At 68.5% G+C, this 20208-nt stretch carries 19 protein-coding genes; 5 read left to right on the forward strand and 14 right to left on the reverse strand.

Translation table 11 applies throughout. The features are described from left to right. Positions 1-26: 26 nt before the first annotated feature. From ACIGKL_RS02785 to gspE, 10 genes are all read right to left on the reverse strand, one after another. Positions 27-806, reverse strand: coding sequence for an ABC transporter substrate-binding protein (locus ACIGKL_RS02785; protein WP_397485192.1), 780 nt, complete (start codon positions 804-806; stop codon positions 27-29). A 454-nt stretch (positions 807-1260) separates the two neighbouring features. Beyond that, the gene (locus tag ACIGKL_RS02790; RefSeq protein WP_397485193.1) at positions 1261-1785 is read right to left on the reverse strand and encodes a type II secretion system protein M; all 525 of its coding nucleotides are present in this window, start codon (positions 1783-1785) and stop codon (positions 1261-1263) included. 2 nt (positions 1786-1787) lie between these two features. After that, positions 1788-2930 carry a type II secretion system protein GspL gene (gspL, locus tag ACIGKL_RS02795; protein WP_397485194.1) on the reverse strand — a complete coding sequence of 381 codons (1143 nt, stop codon included), beginning with the start codon at positions 2928-2930 and terminating at the stop codon, positions 1788-1790. Next, the gene (gene gspK / locus ACIGKL_RS02800; RefSeq protein WP_397485195.1) at positions 2927-3901 is read right to left on the reverse strand and encodes a type II secretion system minor pseudopilin GspK; all 975 of its coding nucleotides are present in this window, start codon (positions 3899-3901) and stop codon (positions 2927-2929) included. Before gspK ends, gspL begins: the two co-directional genes overlap by 4 nt. Continuing rightward, positions 3898-4569, reverse strand: coding sequence for a type II secretion system minor pseudopilin GspJ (gene gspJ / locus ACIGKL_RS02805; protein ID WP_397485196.1), 672 nt, complete (start codon positions 4567-4569; stop codon positions 3898-3900). Before gspJ ends, gspK begins: the two co-directional genes overlap by 4 nt. Before the next feature lie 107 nt (positions 4570-4676). Beyond that, positions 4677-5060 carry a type II secretion system minor pseudopilin GspI gene (gspI, locus tag ACIGKL_RS02810; protein ID WP_397485197.1) on the reverse strand — a complete coding sequence of 128 codons (384 nt, stop codon included), beginning with the start codon at positions 5058-5060 and terminating at the stop codon, positions 4677-4679. Beyond that, on the reverse strand, positions 5057-5590 hold the full coding sequence (gene gspH, locus ACIGKL_RS02815; RefSeq protein WP_397485198.1) for a type II secretion system minor pseudopilin GspH: 534 nt from the start codon (positions 5588-5590) through the stop codon (positions 5057-5059). Before gspH ends, gspI begins: the two co-directional genes overlap by 4 nt. Before the next feature lie 5 nt (positions 5591-5595). After that, positions 5596-6048: a type II secretion system major pseudopilin GspG gene (gene gspG, locus ACIGKL_RS02820; RefSeq protein WP_397485199.1), complete on the reverse strand. Its 453-nt coding sequence runs from the start codon at positions 6046-6048 to the stop codon at positions 5596-5598. A 121-nt stretch (positions 6049-6169) separates the two neighbouring features. Next, positions 6170-7387 carry a GspF family T2SS innner membrane protein variant XcpS gene (gene xcpS, locus ACIGKL_RS02825; RefSeq protein ID WP_397485200.1) on the reverse strand — a complete coding sequence of 406 codons (1218 nt, stop codon included), beginning with the start codon at positions 7385-7387 and terminating at the stop codon, positions 6170-6172. Then, positions 7388-8875, reverse strand: a complete 1488-nt coding sequence (gspE, locus tag ACIGKL_RS02830) for a type II secretion system ATPase GspE (RefSeq protein ID WP_397485201.1) — start codon at positions 8873-8875, stop codon at positions 7388-7390. Positions 8876-9098: 223 nt separating this feature from the next. Between gspE and ACIGKL_RS02835 the strand changes: the two genes are divergently transcribed. Next, on the forward strand, positions 9099-9734 hold the full coding sequence (locus ACIGKL_RS02835; protein WP_397485202.1) for a type II secretion system protein N: 636 nt from the start codon (positions 9099-9101) through the stop codon (positions 9732-9734). 4 nt (positions 9735-9738) lie between these two features. Beyond that, on the forward strand, positions 9739-11685 hold the full coding sequence (gene gspD, locus ACIGKL_RS02840) for a type II secretion system secretin GspD (protein WP_397485203.1): 1947 nt from the start codon (positions 9739-9741) through the stop codon (positions 11683-11685). A gap of 319 nt (positions 11686-12004) precedes the next feature. Here the strand turns inward: gspD and ACIGKL_RS02845 are convergent, their stop codons facing one another. Continuing rightward, positions 12005-13708 (reverse strand): amidase, encoded by a 1704-nt coding sequence (locus ACIGKL_RS02845; protein WP_397485204.1) that lies wholly within the window; start codon positions 13706-13708, stop codon positions 12005-12007. A gap of 335 nt (positions 13709-14043) precedes the next feature. Between ACIGKL_RS02845 and ACIGKL_RS02850 the strand changes: the two genes are divergently transcribed. Beyond that, positions 14044-14451, forward strand: a complete 408-nt coding sequence (locus tag ACIGKL_RS02850) for a GFA family protein (RefSeq protein ID WP_397485205.1) — start codon at positions 14044-14046, stop codon at positions 14449-14451. A 188-nt stretch (positions 14452-14639) separates the two neighbouring features. Here ACIGKL_RS02850 and ACIGKL_RS02855 read toward each other — a convergent pair whose 3' ends face one another. Further along, the gene (locus ACIGKL_RS02855; protein WP_397485206.1) at positions 14640-15863 is read right to left on the reverse strand and encodes a nitrate/nitrite transporter; all 1224 of its coding nucleotides are present in this window, start codon (positions 15861-15863) and stop codon (positions 14640-14642) included. Between the two features lie 503 nt (positions 15864-16366). Then, positions 16367-16774 (reverse strand): RidA family protein, encoded by a 408-nt coding sequence (locus tag ACIGKL_RS02860; protein ID WP_397485207.1) that lies wholly within the window; start codon positions 16772-16774, stop codon positions 16367-16369. Positions 16775-16912: 138 nt separating this feature from the next. Between ACIGKL_RS02860 and ACIGKL_RS02865 the strand changes: the two genes are divergently transcribed. Beyond that, the gene (locus ACIGKL_RS02865; RefSeq protein WP_397485208.1) at positions 16913-17833 is read left to right on the forward strand and encodes a LysR substrate-binding domain-containing protein; all 921 of its coding nucleotides are present in this window, start codon (positions 16913-16915) and stop codon (positions 17831-17833) included. A 20-nt stretch (positions 17834-17853) separates the two neighbouring features. On the opposite strand, the gene ACIGKL_RS02870 is transcribed toward ACIGKL_RS02865, so the two are convergent. Beyond that, positions 17854-18834 carry a GlxA family transcriptional regulator gene (locus tag ACIGKL_RS02870; protein ID WP_397485209.1) on the reverse strand — a complete coding sequence of 327 codons (981 nt, stop codon included), beginning with the start codon at positions 18832-18834 and terminating at the stop codon, positions 17854-17856. A gap of 89 nt (positions 18835-18923) precedes the next feature. On the opposite strand from ACIGKL_RS02870, the gene ACIGKL_RS02875 reads away from it, so the two are divergent. After that, positions 18924-20126, forward strand: coding sequence for an NAD(P)/FAD-dependent oxidoreductase (locus ACIGKL_RS02875; RefSeq protein WP_397485210.1), 1203 nt, complete (start codon positions 18924-18926; stop codon positions 20124-20126). Positions 20127-20208 lie beyond the last annotated feature (82 nt).

Consider the following 20208-nt stretch of genomic DNA (forward strand, 5'->3'; position numbering starts at 1 on the left):
TCTGTGCCACTTGCCGTGCGTTGCGCTTACTCGCCGTAGACGTCGAAGGCGAAGTACTTGTCCTGCACTTCCTTGTACTTGCCGTTGGCGCGGATGGCCAGGATGGCCGCGCTGATCTTGTCGGCCAGGGCCTTGTCGCCCTTGCGCACGGCGATGCCCTGGCCTTCGCCGAAGTACTTGACGTCGGTGAAGTCCGGGCCGGCGAAGGCGAAGCCCTTGCCGGCATCGGTCTTGAGGAAGCCGTCGTCGATGTTCACCGAGTCGGCCAGGGTGGCGTCCAGGCGGCCGGACTGCATATCGAGGAAGATCTCGTTCTGCGAACTGTAGCGCACCACCTCGACCCCGGCCGGGGCGAAGACGTCGGTGGCGTAGCGGTCGTAGACCGAGGAGCGCTGCACGCCGACCTTCTTGCCCTTGAGGTCGACCAGCGGGTCCTTCAGCTCGGTGCCGGCCTTCATCGCCAGCTTGGCCGGGGTCGCGTAGTACTTGCCGGTGAAGTCGACGGATTTCTTGCGGTCTTCGGTGATCGACATGGACGACAGCACGGCGTCGAACTTGCGCACCTTGAGCGCCGGGATCAGACCGTCGAACTCCTGCTCGATCCACTGGCACTTGACCTGCATCTCTTCGCACAGGGCCTGGCCGATGTCGTAGTCGAAGCCGGCGATCTGGCCGTCCGGGGTCTTGAAGGCGAAGGGCGGGTACGCCGCCTCGATGCCGATGCGCAGCGGTTTGGCATCGTCGGCCACGGCCAGCGGCGACAACAGGGACAGCGCCAATGCGCCGAGAAGTGCGATCTTCTTCATTTTTTTGCTCCTTCGAATGGGAATGGCATCGATGGCAGTGGGGTTGGCCCTGGCCTTTGAATGAATTGTAGAAAGACTGCTGGTCTTTGCCGCGCAAGCGAGCGGGCAAAGGGCCTTGGCTGGGTGAGCGGCATTCTAGCGACAGGGGCTGAGGCGATATTTCCTCAATGCGACAACTAATTACAGAAGCCCTGGAGGCGCCGGGCGGGCGTATTGACAGGCACGCGAAAACATGCAGCACGAAAACAATCACAAACAGAAGATTAAAGCAATAATCGCGCCCCACTTCATAAAAACCCCGTTTCACGGGGCCTGCGGCGCTCAGGCAATGGCGCAGCGGCGCCCCATGCGGCACCGCAACGGAGCTTGAACGTTCCCTAACGCCCCATTCCGAAGCGCCCTGTTACCCGCAGGGTGTGCGGGGCCGCCCAGGTTGTGCGCACCAGAGACGGCATCAAGAACCCGCACGCAAACCCAACCGCGCCGCCACCCGCCCCTCGTCGCGCCGCTCCATGCCGGCCTCCTCGATGCGCACGCCCTGCCCTTCCAGCGCCTGCAGCCAGCGCAGCAACTGCTCGAACGGCGCCGGCTGCAGGCTGACCTGCACCGCGCCCTGGCCCTCGGCATCCAGGCGCTCGATGGCCAGGCCCTGCTCCGCCGCCGAGGCGGTGACCAGCCCCTGCAGGCGCGCCGGGTCGAGGCTGGCGCGCGGCTGCAGCTGGCGCCCGCGCAGCTCCGGCGCGCGGCTCTGCAGATAGGCATGCAGGCTGCGCTGCTCCTCGAAGGCGCTGCGCGCCGCCTGGGCGTCGCGCGCCACCGGCTGCCACAGCAGCAGGTAGCCCAGCACCAGCGCCAGGAAGGCGCCCAACGCCAGCAACGCCAGGCGGTCGCGCGGCCCCAGCGCCTGCCAGCGCTGCGCCAGACTGGAACGCTGCCACTGCAGCTGCAGCCCCTGATTGAACTCACGCCAACTGGCCATGCTCATCCCCCTATCACCAGGCGCGCGCTGACGCCGTCCGCCTCGCGGCTGGCCGAACCCATCTGCACCTCGAGCCCGGCCTGTTCCAGGCGTTCGCGCAGGCTTTCCAGCTCGGCGAAATCCGGCGCCTGCAGCTGCAGGGCGAGATCGGCGCGACTGGCGCTGTAATCGAGCTGATTGACCTGTATCCGCGCCGCGCCGCCTGCCGGCAGTGCCCGCGCCACCTCGCCGAGCAGGCCGAGCAGCGGGCTGTCGCCGCTGCCGGCGGCATCGGCCAGGTGCTGATCCAGCTGCGCGCGCAGGTTGACCAGCTTGCGATCCTCGGGAAACAGCTCGCGATACAGCGCCTCGCTGGCCAGCGCGTACTGGTCGGCCTGGCGCTGCAGGTACCAACCCTGCACCAGGTTGAAGCCCCACTGCAGCAGCAGGCAGAGCGCCAGCACCCCGGCCAGCGGGCGCCAGCGCCGCCAGCCGTCGCCGGCCTGGCGCACGGCGAACTCGCCCTGGGCCAGGTCGACGCCCGCGCCCTGGCGCACCAGCCACTGCTGCGGCTGCTGCAGCAGGTGCACCTCGTCGACCGGCTCGGGCAGCGCCTGCTCGGCCGGCGCGCTGGCGATATGCGGCGCCGGGCAACGCGGCGCCAGCGTCGGCCAGCTCTCGGCCTGCAGCGCCAGACGCAGCGGCGCCTCGCCGCCGAGCAGCCAGCGCGACTCCAGCCAGAGCAGCTGACTGCCCTGGCGCGGCAGCAGGTCGGCATCGACGCGGATCGCCTGCGGCGGCTGCGCCGCGCACAGCGCCAGGCACTGACGCAGCCAGTCGGCGCGCAGCGCATAGACCCGGTGGCGACCGTCGGCCAGCTGCTCGCCCAGGGCCAGGTGCATCTGCTCGACATCCTCGGCGAGCAGTTCCTCCACCGCGAACGGCAGCGCCTGGCGCAGCCAGCGCGCCTTCTGCGTCGGCAACTGCACGGCGCAGGCGGTCACCGCCTCCACCGGTAGCACCAGTTCCCAGGCCGCCGGCAGCTCGCGCAGCGCCTCGCCCAGGCTCAGCGTGCGACATTCAGTGAAGGTCACCCGCTGCACCGGCAGCTCCGCCGACAGGCCCTGACAGGCCTCCGGCGGCAGGAAGATCCATAGCTGATTCATCGTTGTGCTTCCTCGACGGGCAACGGCGGCGTGCCGCCCTGCCCCAGATCACGCGCCAGGACACTGACCTGGCCATCATTGCCGCGCTGCAACAGGCTGCGCAACACCACGCGGCGCTCGCCGAGGCTCACCTCGCTGAACACCTCGAAGAACTGGCTGCCCACCGCCAGGCCCTGCAGCGCCTGCTCGCCGAGGCCGGCCAGGGCCGGCTGGGCGGCGAAGGCCGCCGGGCTGGCAAAAGCTTCGCGACCGCGCGCCGCCACCAGCGCCAGCGCGACATCCGCGCTGAGGCCGTCGGCCAGGCTGGACAGCACCACGGCGCTGGCGCTGTTGACGTTGAGCGGCACGTCGCTCGGCAGGGCGCTGACGAAGGGCAGCAGACGGCGGTAGTCGGCCTCGTCCATCTCCAGCAGCAGGCGCAGCTCGGAGACGTCGGCGAGCTGGCGGTTGGCCGCGCGATAAGGCGGCGTGGCCAGCAGGTACTGGCCGTCCTCGGCGCCCTGGCCGCCGCTGGGTTCGCCGTCGCCGTCGAGCCAGTCGAGCAGACGCTCGGCGTAGGGCTTGGCGATCTGCAGGCGCAGCAGCAGGCGGCGCAGGCGCAGCAGCGCCAGCTCGTCGGGCTGGCCCTGGCGCACCAGGCTGTTGAGGTTGAAGCGGCCGCTGGGATCGACGATGCGCACGCGCAGCTCGCCGCCCTCGTCCAGCGCGAAGGGTGTCAGCGGCTGCGCCCAGGGTTCGCCCAGGTGATCGACCGGCTGGCGCGGATCGCCCTGGCGCAAGTCGCGCTGGAGGATGGCCTTGGCCAGCGTCTCGCCGCCCAGGGCATAGTGCCAGGCCTGGCGCACGTGCAACTGGTTGGCGCTGCTGCGGATCGACAGCTGCTGGCGGGCGATCAGCCCGGCGCAGACCACGGTGACCAGCGCCACCACCAGCAGCACGGTGATCAGTGCCACGCCGCGTTGAGGTTTCATGGCTGCGGCTCCTCCGGCGCAGCAGGATCGCCCTCCCCCTCGCCGGGGGCGGGCACGGCGCTCTGCGGCGGCGCGTCCGGCAGGCGCAGCAGGCGCCGCAGCTCGCCATGGCGACGATGCTCCAGGCGCAGTTCGAGGGCGCGCGGCAGGCCGGTGAGCAGGCTGTCGCCGGCGGCATTGGGCGGCGGCCAATCGGCGTGCCACTGGCCCTCGTCGTCGAGGTAGCGCAGGCTCAGCGCCTGCACCCCGTCGAGCGCCTGCTGCAGCTGCGGCTGGCTGTCCTGGGCCTGGTCCAGCACGCGCCAGTAACGGCGCTGCCACTGTTCGCCGCTGAGCTGCCAGCGCACCCGCTGCAGCTCGGCGCGCGGCTGGCCGAGCGGATTGCGCCAGCCGGCGCGGGTCAACTCCAGCGCCGAGGCATCGCTCGGCTCGCTGCGCAGCGCCGGCTGCGGGTCGCCGAAGCCATCGCGGATCGGCCGCAGCGCCACCTGCAGCACGTCGCGCTCGAAGGCGGCCATGGCCCGCACCAGCTCGCGCAGCTGCTGCTCGTGAGCGCGGGTGGCGGCGTCGGCGCTGAGCACGCTGTCGAGCATGCGGTAGGTGGCCAACCCGAGAATGGCGAAGATGGCGATGGCGATCAGCAATTCGAGCAGGGTAAAGCCCAGCATACGCCGCGGGCGGACCGCGCTGCGTTTTCGCCGCGAATCCGTCGAGTTGCGCGTCGCCATCCTTCGCGGCTGAAGCCGCTCCCACAAGGAATGCCCGCCGCCACTCATCACGGCGCCCCCAGAAAGCCGCTGAGGCTGACCAGCGCGCGCTCGCGCAGATCGCCACTTGCACCGCGCTGCTCGGCGGCGACCCACAGGGTCACCCGGCGCATGCTCGGCTCGCTGGTGGCCTGGATCTCGCTCTGCCACAGCCAGCGACGCCCGGCGAACTCCACCTGGCCCTGGTCGCGGCCGTCGGCCGGCGGCGCCTCGGCCAGTTGCAGTTCGGTCAGGCGGTTGTCGGCCACCCACATGGCCAGGGTCTTGTCCTCCAGTTGCGCAGCGGTGCGCACGCTGCGCGCGCTGGCAGTCAGCACGCTGGCGGCGACCAGGGCGAAGATGGCCAGCGCCACCAGCACTTCGAGCAGGGTGAAACCGCGCGCGCGCTTCATCCGGCGCGCCCTGCCGCCAGCTCCTCGATACGCGGCAGGCCGAAGCCGTCGCTGGACAGCTGCAGCTGCAGGCCGTCGCGGCGGCGCTCGGCCAGGCGCAGGCGAAACGGCGTGAACTCGCCGCTGGAGAGGATCAGCAGTTGCGGCGCCGGGGCGCCGGCCGCGCCGGGCAGGCTGAAGGCCTCGCCCTCCACCTCGACGTCCAGCTCGGCCCAGTCCGGCAGGCGATGCGCCTGGCGATCCAGCGCCTGCCACTCGCCGCGCCGCGGGTCGTAGCGCAGCACCCGGTAGCCCTCGCGGGTAAAACTCAGGCCGTACTCGCGGTTATCCAGCACCGCCTCGTCGGCCAGCACGCCGATCAGGCCGGCCAGGCGTTCGGCCTCGCCGCGCAGCTCGCGGCTCGGCCCGGCCAGCCCGGTGCCGAGCACCGCCAGGCCGATCAGGCTGCCGAGGATGACCAGCACCACCAGCAGCTCGATCAGGGTGAACCCCCTCGCCCGCCTGGCCGAGCCCGCCGGCAGCCCGTTCATGGCGCTCAGAGATCCCAGTTGCCGATATCGGCGTCCAGGTCGCTGCCGCCCTGCTTGCCGTCGGCGCCGAACGAATAGAGGTCGAAGGCGCCCTTGGTGCCCGGCGCCAGGTACTGGTAGGGATTGCCCCAGGGATCGACCGGCAGGCGCTTGAGGTAGCCCTCCTTGTTCCAGTTCTTCGCCGGCGGGTTGCCGCCGGGCTTGCTCACCAGCGCCTCGACGCCCTGCTGGGTGCTGGGGTAGTTGTGGTTGTCCAGCTTGTACATGTCCAGCGCCGCGCCGATGGCGCGGATGTCGTTCTGCGCCGCGGTGACCTTGGCCTGATCGGGCCTGCTCATCACCTGCGGCACCACCAGCGCCGCGAGGATGCCGAGAATGACCACCACCACCATGATCTCGATCAGGGTGAAACCCGCCTGTCGTCTGGCAGGCCGCTGAAACACTACCTGCGTTGCCATTGCTGCGTTAAAAACAGGCTCGGAATGCTCATTTACAGCTCGTAAACTCCGCTTCCTCGCCTGTTTTTGCCTTGCACTGGCTGCCTCGCCTACGTTTTTCAACGGCCTGCTATTCACCTACTTACCCCACCATTTGGTTTAACGAAAGAATCGGCAGCAGGATGGCCAGGACTATGACCAGCACCACCGCCCCCATGAATACCAGCATGAACGGCTCGAACAAGCCCACCAGCAGGGCGATCTGCGCGCCGAGGTCGTTCTCCTGGTTCTTCGCCGTGCGCGCCAGCATCTGATCCAGCTCGCCGGAGCGTTCGCCGCTGGCGATCATGTGCAGCATCATCGGCGGAAACTGCCCGGTGGCCTCCAGCGAACGGGTCAGGCTGCCGCCCTCGCGCACCTTCTGCGCCGCCACCAGCACCTCGCCGCGGATCACCCGATTGCCGATCACCTCGCCGGCAATCGCCAGCGCCTCCACCAGCGGCACGCCGCTCTGGGTGAGAATCGCCAGGGTCGAGGCGAAACGCGCGCAATCGGTGGCGCGATGCAGCCGGCCCAGCAGCGGCACGCGCAGCAGAAAAGCGTGCCAGCGCAGCTTGAACGCCTCGTCGCGCAGCGCCCAGCGCAGGGCGACGATCGCCAGCGCCAACAGCACCAGCGTCGCCGCGCCCCAGGCCTTGACCCAGTCGCTCAGGGCGATCAGCCCACGGGTCAGCGCCGGCAGGGTCTGCCCGGAGTCGACGAAGACCTTGACCACGTCCGGCACCACGTAGCCGAGCAGGAAACCGACGATGAGCAAGGACGCGCACATCAGGATCAGCGGATAGAGCAGCGCCAGCTGGATCTTCTGCCGCGACTGCTGGCGCTGCTCGGTGTAGTCGGCCAATTGCTCCAGCACCGGGCCGAGGTGCCCGGCGTGCTCGCCGGCGGCCACCGTGGCGCGGTACAGCTCGGGAAAGGCGGCGGGAAATTCCTTCAGGCTGGCGGCCAGGCTATGGCCCTCCAGCACGCGGGCGCGCACCGCCAGCAGCATGGCCTGGATGCGAGCATTGGTCGATTGCGCGGCGGCCGCCCGCAGCGCTTCCTCGATGGGCAATGCGGCCTGCACCAGGGTCGCCATCTGGCGGGTGACCAGCGCCAGGTCGCGCGCCGACAGGCCGCGGGCGAAACCCAAGCGCGCGCCGCTGCTGGCCTGCTCGCGGTTGCGCGTGGCCTTGACCTCCAGCGGCGCCAGCTGGCGTTCGCGCAACAGCTGGCGCACCTGGCGCGCGCTGTCGGCCTCCAGCACGCCTTTCTGCTGGCGGCCGCGCCCGTCCAGGGCGATATATTCGAAGGCGGCCACTTACTCCTCCCGGGTCACGCGCAGCACTTCCTCGACCGTGGTCACCCCTTCCAACACCTTGCGCCGCCCGTCGTCGCGGATGCTCGGGCCCAGGCGGCGGGCGTGGCGGGTCATGTCCTGCTCGGAGGCGCGGCTATGGATCAGCGTGCGCATGGCTTCATCGAACACCACCAGCTCGTAGATGCCGGTACGCCCGCGGTAGCCCTGCTGGTGGCACTCGGCGCAGCCGCGCGCGTGGTACAGGGTCGGCGCCGATGCGGCCGGCACACCGAGCAGCGCGCATTCGGCCGCATCGGCGGCATAAGGTTCCTTGCACGCCGGGCACAGCACCCGCACCAGGCGCTGGGCCAGCACGCCGAGCAAGGAGGACGACAGCAGGAAGGGTTCCACGCCCATGTCCACCAGGCGAGTGATGGCGCCGATGGCGCTGTTGGTGTGCAGGGTGGAAAGCACCAGGTGGCCGGTCAGCGAGGCCTGCACGGCGATCTCGGCGGTTTCCTTGTCGCGGATCTCGCCGACCATCACCACGTCCGGGTCCTGGCGCAGGATGGCGCGCAGGCCGCGGGCGAAGGTCATGTCCACCTTGGTGTTGACCTGGGTCTGGCCGATGCCTTCGAGGTGGTATTCGATGGGGTCCTCGACGGTGAGGATATTGCGCGTGTGGTCGTTGAGGCTGACCAGGCTGGCGTACAGCGTGGTGGTCTTGCCCGAGCCGGTGGGGCCGGTGACCAGCAGGATGCCGTGCGGCTTGCGCACCGTGTCCTCCATCAGCGCGCGATCCTCGGCGCGCATGCCCAGGTGCTGCAGCGACAGGCGCCCGGCCTGCTTGTCGAGCAGGCGCAGCACCACCCGCTCGCCGTTGGCCGAGGGCAGCGTGGAGACGCGGATGTCCACCTCGCGCCCGCCGACCTTGAGCGAGATGCGCCCGTCCTGCGGCACGCGCTTCTCGGCGATGTCCAGGCGCGCCATGACCTTGACCCTGGAGACCAGCAGCGCCGCCAGCTCGCGCTTGGGCTCGAGCACCTCACGCAGGATGCCGTCGACGCGAAAGCGCACCACCAGGCGTTTCTCGAAGGTTTCCAGGTGGATGTCGGAGGCGTTTTCCTTGATCGCCTCGCCGAGGATGGCGTTGATCAGGCGGATGATCGGCGCGTCGTCTTCCTGCTCCAGCAGGTCTTCGGTCTCCGGCACCTGCTCGGCCAGCGACGCCAGGTCGAGGCTGCCGCCGATGTCCTCGGCCAGCTGCATCGACGCCGAGTCGTGCTGGTAGGCCGCGCCCAGGGCCTGGGCGAACTCGCCGGCGGCGAGCGGGCGCAGCGGCAGGCTGCGCCCGGCGAACCGCTGCGCCTCGGCCAGCGCCACCGGCTCGCAATCGGCCCGATACGCCAGGCAGGCGCGCCCCTCGTGCAGCACGAACACCACGCCGTGACGTTTGGCGAAACTGAAGGGCAGACGGCGCAGGGGAGTCTCGAGCAGCGAAGCGTTCATGCGATGAACCTTAAAACAGGACCTTACCTTGAGTATTACAGCCCAATCTGACTGTTTGCCCCTCTACGGCGGTCTTTTTTGTAATGGTTATTGGGCTATCTTTAACACATCGCCCAATACAGCACACCCACCCCATTTAGGGGATGCCAACGCCGCGCAGGCTGTTATGATCGGCCCGCGACGCATAGCACATAAAAAGAATTAGAACGTCGTTTCCGGAGTAATGCATTTGGCCCTCCCCCAGCGCCTCAAGGACAACGCCCCGAGCGTGATCGGCATGCTCGTGCTGATCGCCCTCAGCGTCAGCCTGGCCTGGCAAAGCGCCGAGCTGCTGCGCCTGGTGCGCGGCCCCGCGCTGCAGCCGCCGAGCCAGGCCGCCAGCCCCCTGGAACAACGCAGCCAGGCGCCCCTGGCCCAGCTGTTCGGCAGCGCCAAACAGGCCGACAGCGGTCCGCCGCCGGCCACCAACCTGCAACTGACCCTGCTCGGCAGCTTCGTCCACAGCGACCCGCAACGCTCCAGCGCGCTGATCCAGCGCCAGGGTCAGAGCGCCCAGCGCTACGCCGTGGGCATGCAGGTGGACAACGGCGTGCGCCTCGATGCGGTCTACGCCGACCGCGTCGAGCTGCTGCGCAACGGCCGCCGCGAGAGCCTCGCCTTCCCCCGCCAGCACAGCGGCCAGTATGTCTACACGCCGCCAGCGGAACCGGCCGACGCCGCCCTCGATCAACTCGACCAGCTGGAGCAGGACAACCTCGAACAACTGCGCCAGCGCATGCAGGCGCTGCGCGAGCAGATGGAAGCCGCCGGCACCCTGCCCGAAGAAACGCCCCCCGATCAGCCCATGGAAAGCGAATGAACCGATGCATGCCATCCGCAGCCGACTGACCCTCGCCCTACTCGCCGTCGGCCTGGCCGCCGCCCCCCTGCCCCTGCTCGCGCAGATCGAACAGGTAGCGGCCAGCGCCAACCAGCAGGACGAAAGCTGGACCATCAACCTCAAGGGCGCCGACATCCGCGAATTCATCGACCAGGTCGCCGCCATCACCGGGCAGACCTTCGTCGTCGACCCGCGGGTCAAGGGCCAGGTCAACGTGGTGTCCAACACCCCGCTGGGTCTCACCGAGGTCTACCAGCTGTTCCTCTCGGTGATGGCCACCCACGGCTTCAGCGTGCTGACCCAGGGCGACCAGGCGCGCATCGTGCCCAACGCCGAGGCCAAGGCCGAAGCCGGCGAAGGCCGCCCGGCGCCGGATCGCCTGGAAACCCGGCTGATCCAGGTGCAGCACGCGCCGGTGGCCGAGCTGATCCCGCTGATCCGCCCGCTGGTGCCGCAGTACGGCCACCTGGCCGCCGTCACCTCGTCCAACGCGCTGATCATCAGCGACCGCAGCGCCAACATCGCGCGCATCCAGGACCTGATGCGCCAGCTCGACCAGACCGGAGCCCGCGACTACAGCGTGATCAACCTGCAGCACGCCTGGGTGATGGACGCCGCCGAAGTGCTCAACACCGCCATCGCCCGCGGCCAGGCCAAGGGCACCAGCGCCACCCAAGTGGTGGCCGACGCGCGCACCAACCGCCTGATCCTGCTCGGCCCGCCGGACGCCCGCGCCAAGCTGGCCAACCTGGCCCAGTCGCTGGACACCCCCACCAGCCGCTCGGCCAACACCCGGGTGATCCGCCTGCGCCACAACGACGCCAAATCGCTGGCCGAGACCCTCGGCGAAATCTCCGAAGGGCTGAAGAACCAGCAGACCGGCGAAGCCGCCGGCAAGCCGTCGAACATCCTCATCCGCGCCGACGAGAGCCTCAACGCCCTGGTCCTGCTGGCCGAACCCGATCTGGTCGCCACCCTCGAAGACATCGTGCGCCAGCTCGACATCCCGCGCGCCCAGGTGATGGTCGAGGCGGCCATCGTCGAGATCTCCGGCGACATCACCGACGCCCTCGGCGTGCAGTGGGCGGTGGATGCGCGCAGCGGCAGCGGCGGCACCGGCGGCCTGGGCGGGGTCAACTTCTCCGGCACCGGGCTGTCGGTGGGCACCGTGCTGCAGATCCTGCAGAGCGGCGAGGTGCCGGAAAACACCACCCTACCCGACGGCGCCATCATCGGCATCGGCAGCGACAACTTCGGCGCGCTGATCACCGCGCTGTCGGCCAACAGCAAGAGCAACCTGCTATCCACCCCCAGCCTGCTGACCCTGGACAACCAGAAGGCGGAAATCCTGGTCGGGCAGAACGTGCCGTTCCAGACCGGCTCCTACACCACCGACGCATCGGGGGCCAACAACCCCTTTACCACCATCGAGCGCCAGGACATCGGCGTCACCCTCAAGGTCACCCCGCACATCAACGAAGGCGCCACCCTGCGCCTGGAGATCGAGCAGGAAATCTCCTCCATCGCCCCCAGCACCGGGCTCAACGCCCAGGCCGTGGACCTGGTGACCAACAAGCGCTCGATCAAGAGCACCATCCTCGCCGACGACGGCCAGGTCATAGTGCTCGGCGGGCTGATCCAGGACGACGTCACCGAAGCCGTCTCCAAGGTGCCGCTGCTCGGCGACATCCCCCTGCTCGGCGGGCTGTTCCGCTCCACCCGCGAATCCCACATCAAACGCAACCTGATGGTCTTTCTGCGGCCCACCGTGGTACGCGACGGCGCCGGCCTGGCCGCGCTGTCGGGCAAGAAGTACAGCGACATCCGCATCCTCGGCAGCGCCGACGAAGGCCGCCCGAGCATCCTGCCGCGCAACCCGGCGCAGCTGTTCGACGGCCAGGGCACGCCGGCGGTGGATCTGCGCCAGTAAGCGGGTTGGTTGCGGGGATAAAAGCGCGGGAGGCGCTTTATCTCCCTGCGTAGCCCGGATGCAATCCGGGAGCGATGCTGCGACCTGTCCCGGATTGCATCCGGGCGACAGGCTCGTGCCCGAGCCAACCGCCAGTCTCCCAGCGAACCACGGGCTACCTCCCCTCTCCCATTTATGGGAGAGGGTGGAAGGTTCCACACTGCGCCAACCCCAGCTCCCTCTCCCCGAGGGGAGAGGAAACGGAATCGAGCGCGACGCCAAACCGTGGGAGGCGCTTTAGCGGCGACAGTCGCGGCAAAGCCCTCCCAGCCCCCCCCACTCACCCCAGCGGCGGCGTGCGCGGCGGGACCAGGCGTTTGCTGCCGGTAGCCTCATAGGCCGCGGCCAGGCGCAGCAAGGCCGCGTCGTCGTAGGCGCGGCCGGCGAAGGTCAGCCCCACCGGCATACCGATATCGGCCATCACCCCCATCGGCACGGTGACCGTCGGCACGCCCAGGTGGCGGATGGCGAGGTTGCCGTTGGCCACCCACACGCCGTTGCTCCAGGCGATATCGGCGGACACCGGATTGACGTCGGCATCGGCCGGGCCGACGTCGGCCACGGTGGGAAACAGCACCGCGTCGAGCTTGAGTCCGTCCATCCAGTCCTCCAGATCGAGCTTGCGAGTCTGCTCCAGGCCGCGCAGGCCGTCGGGCAGGGTTTCGATCTGATCCCAGGTTTTCAGGCCGCGCTTGGCCATATTGACGTACTCGTCCATGCCGGCGGCCAGGTCGCCCTCGCGGTTGGGCAGCGTGCCCGGGTCGTGCGGGAAGATCTGCGGGCCGTCGACGTCGGCCAGGCGGTTGAGCTTGGGGTCGCCGTTGGCGCGCAGGAAATCGTCGAAGGCCCAACCCGACAGCTCCCACAGCTCGTCGTGGAGGAATTCCGGGGTGACGATGCCGCGATTGAACACGGTCGGCGCACCGGGGCGGTCGCCTTCGCAGTTGGACACCAGCGGGAAGTCCACTTCCACCACCTCGGCCCCGGCCGCCTCCAGCGCCTGGCGCGCCGCCTGCCACAGGGCGATCACCGAGGGCCGGGTATGGATGCGCTGGCCGGTCGGCCCGCCGATACCCGGTTTCTCGCTGGTGCCGGCTTCCTCGTCCTTATTGATAAACATGCGCGGCACGCCCAGGCGCTTGCCCTTGAGCGCACCGGGCCGGGCGGCCAGTTCCAGGTAGGACGCCGGGCGTACCTCGGAGGGCTTGGGAATCGCCACCCAGGGCTGCAGGCGCCAGAGGTCGCCGCGGCTGTCCGGATCGTCGGCCACCACCAGGTCGAGCACCTCGAGCAGGTCGGCCATGGTCCGCGCATAGGGCACCACCACGTCCATGGTCGGCGTCAGCGGCCAGTTGCCGCGCACCGAGATCACCCCGCGCGACGGCGTATAGGCGCACAGGCCGTTGTTCGAGGCCGGGCCGCGGCCGCTGGACCAGGTTTCCTCGGCCAGGCCAAAGGCGGCGAAGCTGGCGGCGGTGGCCGTGCCGGCGCCGTTGGACGAGCCGGAGGCGAAAGGCGCGGTCAGGTAGGCGGCGTTGTACGGGCTCTCGGCGCGGCCGTAGACGCCGCGCTGCATGCCGCCGTTGGCCATCGGCGGCATATTGGTCTTGCCCAGGCAGATGGCGCCGGCGGCGCGCAGGCGCTCGATGGTGAAGGCGTCGCGCTGCGCCACCAGGTCCTTGAACGCCGGGCTGCCGGAGGCGGCGGTGAGGCCCTTGACCAGGTAGCTGTCCTTGGCGGTGTAGGGAATGCCGTCCAGCGGGCCGAGACTCTCGCCACGGGCGCGGCGCGCATCGGAGGCCTCGGCTTCCTGCAATGCATCGGGGTTGCGCACCACCACCGCGTTGAGCTTGGTCAGCGTGTTCGGCCCGTCGTAGGCCTCGATCCGCGCCAGATAAGCCTGGACCAGTTCGACCGCGGTGGTGCGGCCGGCCGCCAGCGCGGCGCGCAGCTCGGCAATGGAAACTTCGGTTACCTCGATCATGGTGTCGTCACTCGCTGATGGCGGGGCCCGCCGGCTGCGGCCAGCCCCGGATACGGAAAGCCCTGGTCCAGCGGCCGCCACACCCCCGGTAGGAGCGGCTTTAGCCGCGAACATCTGCCCGATGATACATGCCGCCGAGCGCCCACAGGAGGCCGAGACCAGGACCCTGCCGCCCGCAACCACTGCAGCAGCTCGGCTGCGCCGGCTTGGGCGCCAGCAGGCAATATAGCCCGAGCCGTCCGCGACGAACCCCGGCGACGCCATGCTGGCGGCCCTGGGCGCGACTCGCCTGCTATGGTCTTGGGCACTGCCTGCCGCAACCAGAGGAACCCGAAATGGAGCGATTCACCGGCGGTTGCCTGTGCGGCAACCTGCGCATCGTCGCCACGGGCCGACCCTACCGGGTCGGCGTGTGCCACTGCCTGGACTGCCGCAAACACCACGGCGCCCTCTTTCACACCTCGGCGATCTTCCCCGAGCGCGCGGTGCAGATAGAGGGCGAAACCGCCCACTACGCCGGCCGCCACTTCTGCCCGCGCTGCGGCTCGCCGGTGTTCTCGCGCACGGCCGATGAAATCGAAGTGAACCTCGGCTCGCTGGACGCCCCCAACCAACTGACGCCCACCTACGAACTCTGGACCATCAGGCGCGAGGCCTGGCTGCCGGCATTTCCGTTCGACAGGCGGTATGAGCGGGATCGGGAAAGCGAGGGGCGGTTCGAGGGGGAAGAGGCGAGTGGATGAAAGCGATCCAAGCGACCAGTCGCGAAGGGCCGTTGGCCTGAGTGGGCATTCAGCAACCTAGGGACCACGACCTGCACCCGAATGCTGCAACCGAGGTAAGCCAGCGCCGCCGGTAAGGGCGCGCTCGTTCAGCTACGCCCTTCCCTTTTTGTGGCCAACAGCCCATGCGCAGTAGCCAATCCACACGATTAACTAGCGGCCAAACCCGCAGAAGCGGCTACTGGTGCTTCTCTGGGCAGTTTTAGCGTCAGCACTATCAGCAACACACCCACTCCGCTTATGACGGCATATACCCCGGCAAAGCTGCCGCTGTGATTGGCCAATAGCCCCGCACCATAGTTGCCGAGCATGCCGCCAGAACCTTGCATCACATTAGCGATACCAAAGATGGAGACGGCGATGGCGCTGGACGATGCCACCTTGGAAACGTAAGCGGGAATAAGGCCGAAAATAGGGTAGAAGGCGGTGGAGAACAGCACTGCGGCGACCAGGGGCCAATGGCCCGAGGGCTGTATTACGAAGATCAGCGCTGCCATCACCACGCAGCCATACACCAGAAACATCGCCGCGCGTAGTCCGGTTCGGTCCGAGAGCCAGCCAATTGCGAGACCAGCGAACATGCCGACGAAACCGATCACGGCCCAGACCTGAGCAGTGTATTGCACGTCAAAGCCAAGCTCGGTGCGCAGGTAAGACGAGAGGTAGGTCTGAAACGGAAAGGTGGTGAAACCTATCAAGAAGTTCATCGAACAGATCAGCAATACCCAAGGTTTTATCAACTCTGAGCGCAAGCTGGGTAAGGCGACCTCGCTTGTTGTGGCTGCTGAGGCCGGCGACACGGTTTGGCCGAGCAAGCCTCCCCTCTTGAACACCACCAGCACCAGCGCAGCCATCGCCATCGTCAGTAACCCAACTACCCACCAAACGCTGCGCCACTCCCCTTGCGGGGCGTAGATGGGCACCAACAGGCTGTTGATAGCTACCCCATAGCTGGTACCGCTGGATACCAGTCCCATGGCCAAACCGCGGTAACGGTAGGCGACCACCCTGGCGATAACATCGACCATAGGCACAAAGACCGTCGCTGCAGTGCCTGCCAACAGGGTCAGCAGTACACCTATAAAAAAGGTGTTGTTCGACAACGGAATCAGTAGCAACGCGACTGCACACACAGCACCCGACGCCACTATCATCCTGCCGCCGCCCACCTTGGGCGTCAGCCAGACCGCCAGCATTGCGCAGAGTAGAAAACCCAGCTGCGCTGAGGCGGTGATAGTGCCGACGTAGGAAAAGCCGAAGCCCAAAGATGCCTGCATATCGGGTACGAGCTGGGCAAACAGGTATATCCCGAAGCCATAGGTCGCCGCCACCAGGCTGGTTAGCAACACTACGACCGCAGCATTTGAACGCATGGCGAGCACCCTATGGGCTGCTGGAATTGATTTCAGCAAGTCAGAACATGAGGTAAGAAAGCCGCGGAGCAACTTTCGCCCAGGCAAGTGGCGAGGCCCCGGTGCCCGGGTCGGTGCGTAAGTTCCGAGGCTCCTGTCCAACCTCGCGCCACCCAATAGCGCAACAGGTTCACATTGCTCTGAAGCAGCCCAACTCTACTGAGCGTGCAATCCAGCCGAACGATAAAAGCGCCCTCCATATGCTCCATACCGCCACATTGCATGGCTGTTCGTCGCTCAGGCGCAAAGCAATCAGATGCCGAATATCGCGGGCATACCGCGAAACTCATGTCATTGAATGTCTGGCTCCGCTCGGCCTGCCGCCGCTGGTAACTGCTGGTTGCAAGCCTGTCGCAACTCAACACTGCGATATGACAGGCAAGGCCCGCGAATAGCCGCTCCAAGCAGGATGGCTAAACGTCGCGAGGCCCATCAGCGCTGTGCACAAACCATCCCGGCCTGGCTCAACCCGCCGCGCCCTCCGGCAGCTTGGCGATCACCTTGATCTCGAACTGGAAGCCAGACAGCCAGGTCACGCCGATGGCGGTCACTGTCGGGTAAGGCGCCTGGCCCCAGAACTCGGCCGCCACCTCCCAGATGGTCGCGAACCTCGCGTCGGGGTCGAGCATGAAGATGGTGGTGTCGACCACGTCGGCGAAGCTGCATCCCGCCTCGGCCAGGATCGCATTGAGGTTGGCGAAGGTGAGGCGCACCTGGGCTTTGAGGTCGGGCTCGGGCGAGCCGTCCTGGCGGCTGCCGACCTGGCCGGAGACGAACAGAAAGCCGTTGGAACGGATCGCCGGCGAGTAGCGGTGAAGCTCGTACAGGGCGTGGCGGTCGGGCGGGAATACCACATCGCGCTTGCTGGTCATTGCAGGTCTCCATGGGCCGCTGCGGCCCGTTGGTGGGGATGGAGCCACTGTAAGAAGCGCGCCGGGCTGGATAAACCGGCAACTCTGGTCATGACTGTTTGTAGAATCCAAACAATCCAGCCATGAGTGAGAGGTGCAATGGACCGTTTCGATGCGATGCAGGCGTTCGTGCGCGTGGTGGAGGCCGGCAGCTTCACCAAGGCGGCGACGACGCTGCACATGAGCAAGACCAGCGTGACGCAGCTGGTGCAGCAGCTGGAGGCGCGGCTGCGCGTGCGCCTGCTCAACCGCACCACGCGCCGGGTCGCGCTCACTGCCGACGGCGCCGCCTACTACGAGCGCGCGGTGCGCCTGCTGGCCGATCTGGACGACGCCGAGACCAGCCTCTCCAGCGCCGCCGCCCTGCCCAGGGGGCGCCTGCGGGTGGACGTGCCCAGCCCGCTGGCGCGGATGATCCTAGTGCCGGCGCTGCCGGACTTCTATGCGCGCTACCCCGACATCCAGCTGGACATGGGGGTGAGCGACCGCGTGGTGGACCTGATCGGCGACAAGGTGGACTGCGTGGTGCGCGGCGGCGAGATCGCCGATCAGTCGCTGATCGCGCGGCACGTGGGCGACCTGCAGCTGGGCGTGTACGCCGCGCCGAGCTACCTGCAGCGCGCCGGTACGCCCAGCCACCCGCGCGAGCTGGAGGACAGCCATCACCGCATCGTCGGTTTTCTCTGGGCGCGCGCCGGCAAGCCGCTGCCCTACGCCATGCAGTGCGGCGACGAGCGCCTCAAGGTGCAGGGCCGCTACGCGCTGGCGGTGGACGACGGCAACGCCTACCTGGCCGCCGGCCTGGCCGGTTTGGGCATCCTCTGGCTGCCGGACTACATGGCCAAGGCGCACCGCCAGCGCGGCGAGCTGGTGCCGCTGCTGGAGCACTGGCGGCTCGAGCCGATGCCGCTGTACCTGGCCTTCCCGCCCAACCGCCACGTCAGCGCCAAGCTGCGGGTGTTTATCGACTGGGTCGTCGAGCTGATGGCGCAGCACGCGCCGGTGCTCGGTCGCCGCTAGGCCGGCGACGCAAAATGCGCCTAGCGCGAGAAGCGCCGTCGATAGTCCCGCGGGGAAATGGCCAGGTGACGCTGGAAGGTGGCGCGCATCCGCTCCTCGTCGCGAAAGCCGCACTGCCGGGCGATCTGGTCGATATTGCGGTTGGAGTCTTCCAGCAGGCGCCGCGCCGCTTCCAGGCGGAAGATCTCCACCGCCCTGGCTGGGGTGCGCCCGGTCTTCTGCTTGTACAGCCGGGAGAAATGCCGCGGGCTCATGTGGCAGCGCTCGGCCATGGCTTCGATGCCGAGCGCCGGGCTGTCCAGGTTGTCGCCGAGCCAGCGGTGCAGTTCGTCGAAGGTCGCGGTGTCGCGCGCCTGGGCCTGCAGCAGCTCGCTGAACTGGGCCTGGCCGCCGGGGCGCTTGAGGAACACCACCAGCTCCCGCGCCACCTGCATGGCCACCTCGCGGCCGCAGTCGGCCTCCACCAGCGCCAGGGCGAGGTCGATGCCGGCGCTGACGCCGGCCGAGGTCCACAGCGCGCCCTGCTCGACGAAGATCGCGTCGCTGTCCACCTCGATGCCCGGAAAGCGCGCCTTGAGCATGTCGCACATGGCCCAGTGGGTCGCCGCGCGCTTGCCTTCCAGCAAGCCCGCCTCGGCCAGCAGGAAGGTGCCGCTGCACACCGAGGCGGTGCGCCGCACGCGCCGTGCGTTGGCGCCGATCCAGGCGATCAGCTCGGCGGACTCGGCCACCGCCCGTTCGATTTCCGGTGCGCCCGGCACGATCAGGGTGTCGACCTGCGCCAGCGGCACCTCGGCCAGCGCCTGGGTGTCGACCGCCAGGCCCTCGGCGCTGCCGACCAGCCCGCCCGGCAGGCTGGCGGTCAGGCGCTGGTAGCCGGGCAGGCCGCGCGCGTGCATGGCCTTGGTGGCGGCCCAGAACACGGTCTGCGCGCCGGTGAGGTCGAGCAGGCCGACTTGCGGATAGGCGAGAAAGAGGATGGTGCGCGGACGGTTTGGCATGATTTCCGGGGTATCTGTCGTTTCTGCCGAAATGCTCCTCTCCTAGCATGGGCCCGTCAAACACCAAGAACCCAAGCCAGGAGTAGCAGATGAAACAACGCATTCTGATTGTCGGTGGCGGTTTCGCCGGGGTATGGAGCGCGCTGAGCGCCATGCGCCTGCTCGACCGGCACGGGCGCACGGATATCGCCGTGACCCTGCTCGCGCCGCAGCCGCAGCTGCGCATCCGCCCGCGCTTCTACGAGCCCGAGGTGCACGCCATGCAGGCACCGCTGACCGCGCTGCTGGCAGCGGTGGGCGTCGAGTTCGTCCAGGGCAGCGCCGAGGGCATCGATCCGCAGCGTCAGCAGGTCAGCTACCGCAACGCGGCCGGCCGCGTCGCCGAGCTGGGCTACCAGCGCCTGGTGCTGGCCTCCGGCAGCCGTCTGCTGCGCCCGACGCAGGTGGGGATGGACGCGCACCTGTTCGACGTGGACCAGATCGAGCAGGCGGCGCGCCTGGAGCAGCACCTGCTGGGCCTGGCGCAGCGCCCGCAGACGGCGGCGCGCAATACCGTGGTGGTGGCCGGCGGCGGCTTTACCGGCATCGAGACGGCGACGGAGATGCCCGCGCGGCTGCGCGCCGTGCTGGGCGAGGACGCGGCGATCCGCGTGGTGGTGGTCGACCGCGGCGAGCGGATCGGCGCGGCGCTGGGCGACGGCATTCGTCCGGCTATCGAGGCGGCGTCGCGCGAGCTGGGCATCGAGTGGTGCCTGGGGCGCTCGGTGGCCGCGGTCGATGCCGACGGCGTGAGCCTGGACGACGGCCAGCGCATCGCCGCCAACACGGCGATCTGGACCGTGGGCTTTCGCGCCAGCGAGCTGACCGCGCAGATTCCCGCGCCGCGTGACGCCCAGGGCCGGCTGCAGGTGGACGCCTGGCTCAAGGTCGAGGGCCAGGCGGCGATCTTCGCCGCCGGCGATACCGCACGGGCGGCCACCGACGAGCTCGGCAACTTCACCGTGATGTCCTGCCAACACGCCATCGCCCTGGGCCGCCACGCCGGCAACAACGCCGCGGCCGAGCTGATCGGCGTGGCCCCGACGCGCTACAGCCAGCCCAAGTACGTCACCTGCCTCGACCTCGGCGCCTGGGGCGCGGTGTTCAGCGAAGGCTGGGAGCGTCAGGTGAAGCTGGTGGGGGGCGAGGCCAAGGCGCTCAAGCAGCAGATCAACAGCCAGTGGATCTACCCGCCCGCGGCCGACCGCGCCCTCGCCCTGGCCGCCGCCGACCCGGCGATCCCGGTGGCCTGAACCGCAGCGCACCGCGACTTTGCGGGCTGTTGAAAAACTACCTGCGTTGCCATCGCTGCGTTAAAAGCAGGCTCAAAATGCT

Origin of the sequence: Pseudomonas sp. NPDC077186 (genome assembly GCF_044543505.1) — a bacterium.
GTDB lineage: Bacteria > Pseudomonadota > Gammaproteobacteria > Pseudomonadales > Pseudomonadaceae > Aquipseudomonas.

Excerpts from the sequence above, each read along its gene's own strand:
- ACIGKL_RS02785 (WP_397485192.1), bottom strand. The coding sequence starts at position 806 with ATGAAGAAGATCGCACTTCTCGGCGCATTGGCGCTGTCCCTGTTGTCG.
- ACIGKL_RS02790 (WP_397485193.1), bottom strand. The coding sequence starts at position 1,785 with ATGGCCAGTTGGCGTGAGTTCAATCAGGGGCTGCAGCTGCAGTGGCAG.
- gspL (WP_397485194.1), bottom strand. The coding sequence starts at position 2,930 with ATGAATCAGCTATGGATCTTCCTGCCGCCGGAGGCCTGTCAGGGCCTG.
- gspK (WP_397485195.1), bottom strand. The coding sequence starts at position 3,901 with ATGAAACCTCAACGCGGCGTGGCACTGATCACCGTGCTGCTGGTGGTG.
- gspJ (WP_397485196.1), bottom strand. The coding sequence starts at position 4,569 with ATGCTGGGCTTTACCCTGCTCGAATTGCTGATCGCCATCGCCATCTTC.
- gspI (WP_397485197.1), bottom strand. The coding sequence starts at position 5,060 with ATGAAGCGCGCGCGCGGTTTCACCCTGCTCGAAGTGCTGGTGGCGCTG.
- gspH (WP_397485198.1), bottom strand. The coding sequence starts at position 5,590 with ATGAACGGGCTGCCGGCGGGCTCGGCCAGGCGGGCGAGGGGGTTCACC.
- gspG (WP_397485199.1), bottom strand. The coding sequence starts at position 6,048 with ATGGCAACGCAGGTAGTGTTTCAGCGGCCTGCCAGACGACAGGCGGGT.
- gspE (WP_397485201.1), bottom strand. The coding sequence starts at position 8,875 with ATGAACGCTTCGCTGCTCGAGACTCCCCTGCGCCGTCTGCCCTTCAGT.
- ACIGKL_RS02835 (WP_397485202.1), top strand. The coding sequence starts at position 9,099 with ATGCATTTGGCCCTCCCCCAGCGCCTCAAGGACAACGCCCCGAGCGTG.
- gspD (WP_397485203.1), top strand. The coding sequence starts at position 9,739 with ATGCATGCCATCCGCAGCCGACTGACCCTCGCCCTACTCGCCGTCGGC.
- ACIGKL_RS02845 (WP_397485204.1), bottom strand. The coding sequence starts at position 13,708 with ATGATCGAGGTAACCGAAGTTTCCATTGCCGAGCTGCGCGCCGCGCTG.
- ACIGKL_RS02850 (WP_397485205.1), top strand. The coding sequence starts at position 14,044 with ATGGAGCGATTCACCGGCGGTTGCCTGTGCGGCAACCTGCGCATCGTC.
- ACIGKL_RS02855 (WP_397485206.1), bottom strand. The coding sequence starts at position 15,863 with ATGCGTTCAAATGCTGCGGTCGTAGTGTTGCTAACCAGCCTGGTGGCG.
- ACIGKL_RS02860 (WP_397485207.1), bottom strand. The coding sequence starts at position 16,774 with ATGACCAGCAAGCGCGATGTGGTATTCCCGCCCGACCGCCACGCCCTG.
- ACIGKL_RS02865 (WP_397485208.1), top strand. The coding sequence starts at position 16,913 with ATGGACCGTTTCGATGCGATGCAGGCGTTCGTGCGCGTGGTGGAGGCC.
- ACIGKL_RS02870 (WP_397485209.1), bottom strand. The coding sequence starts at position 18,834 with ATGCCAAACCGTCCGCGCACCATCCTCTTTCTCGCCTATCCGCAAGTC.
- ACIGKL_RS02875 (WP_397485210.1), top strand. The coding sequence starts at position 18,924 with ATGAAACAACGCATTCTGATTGTCGGTGGCGGTTTCGCCGGGGTATGG.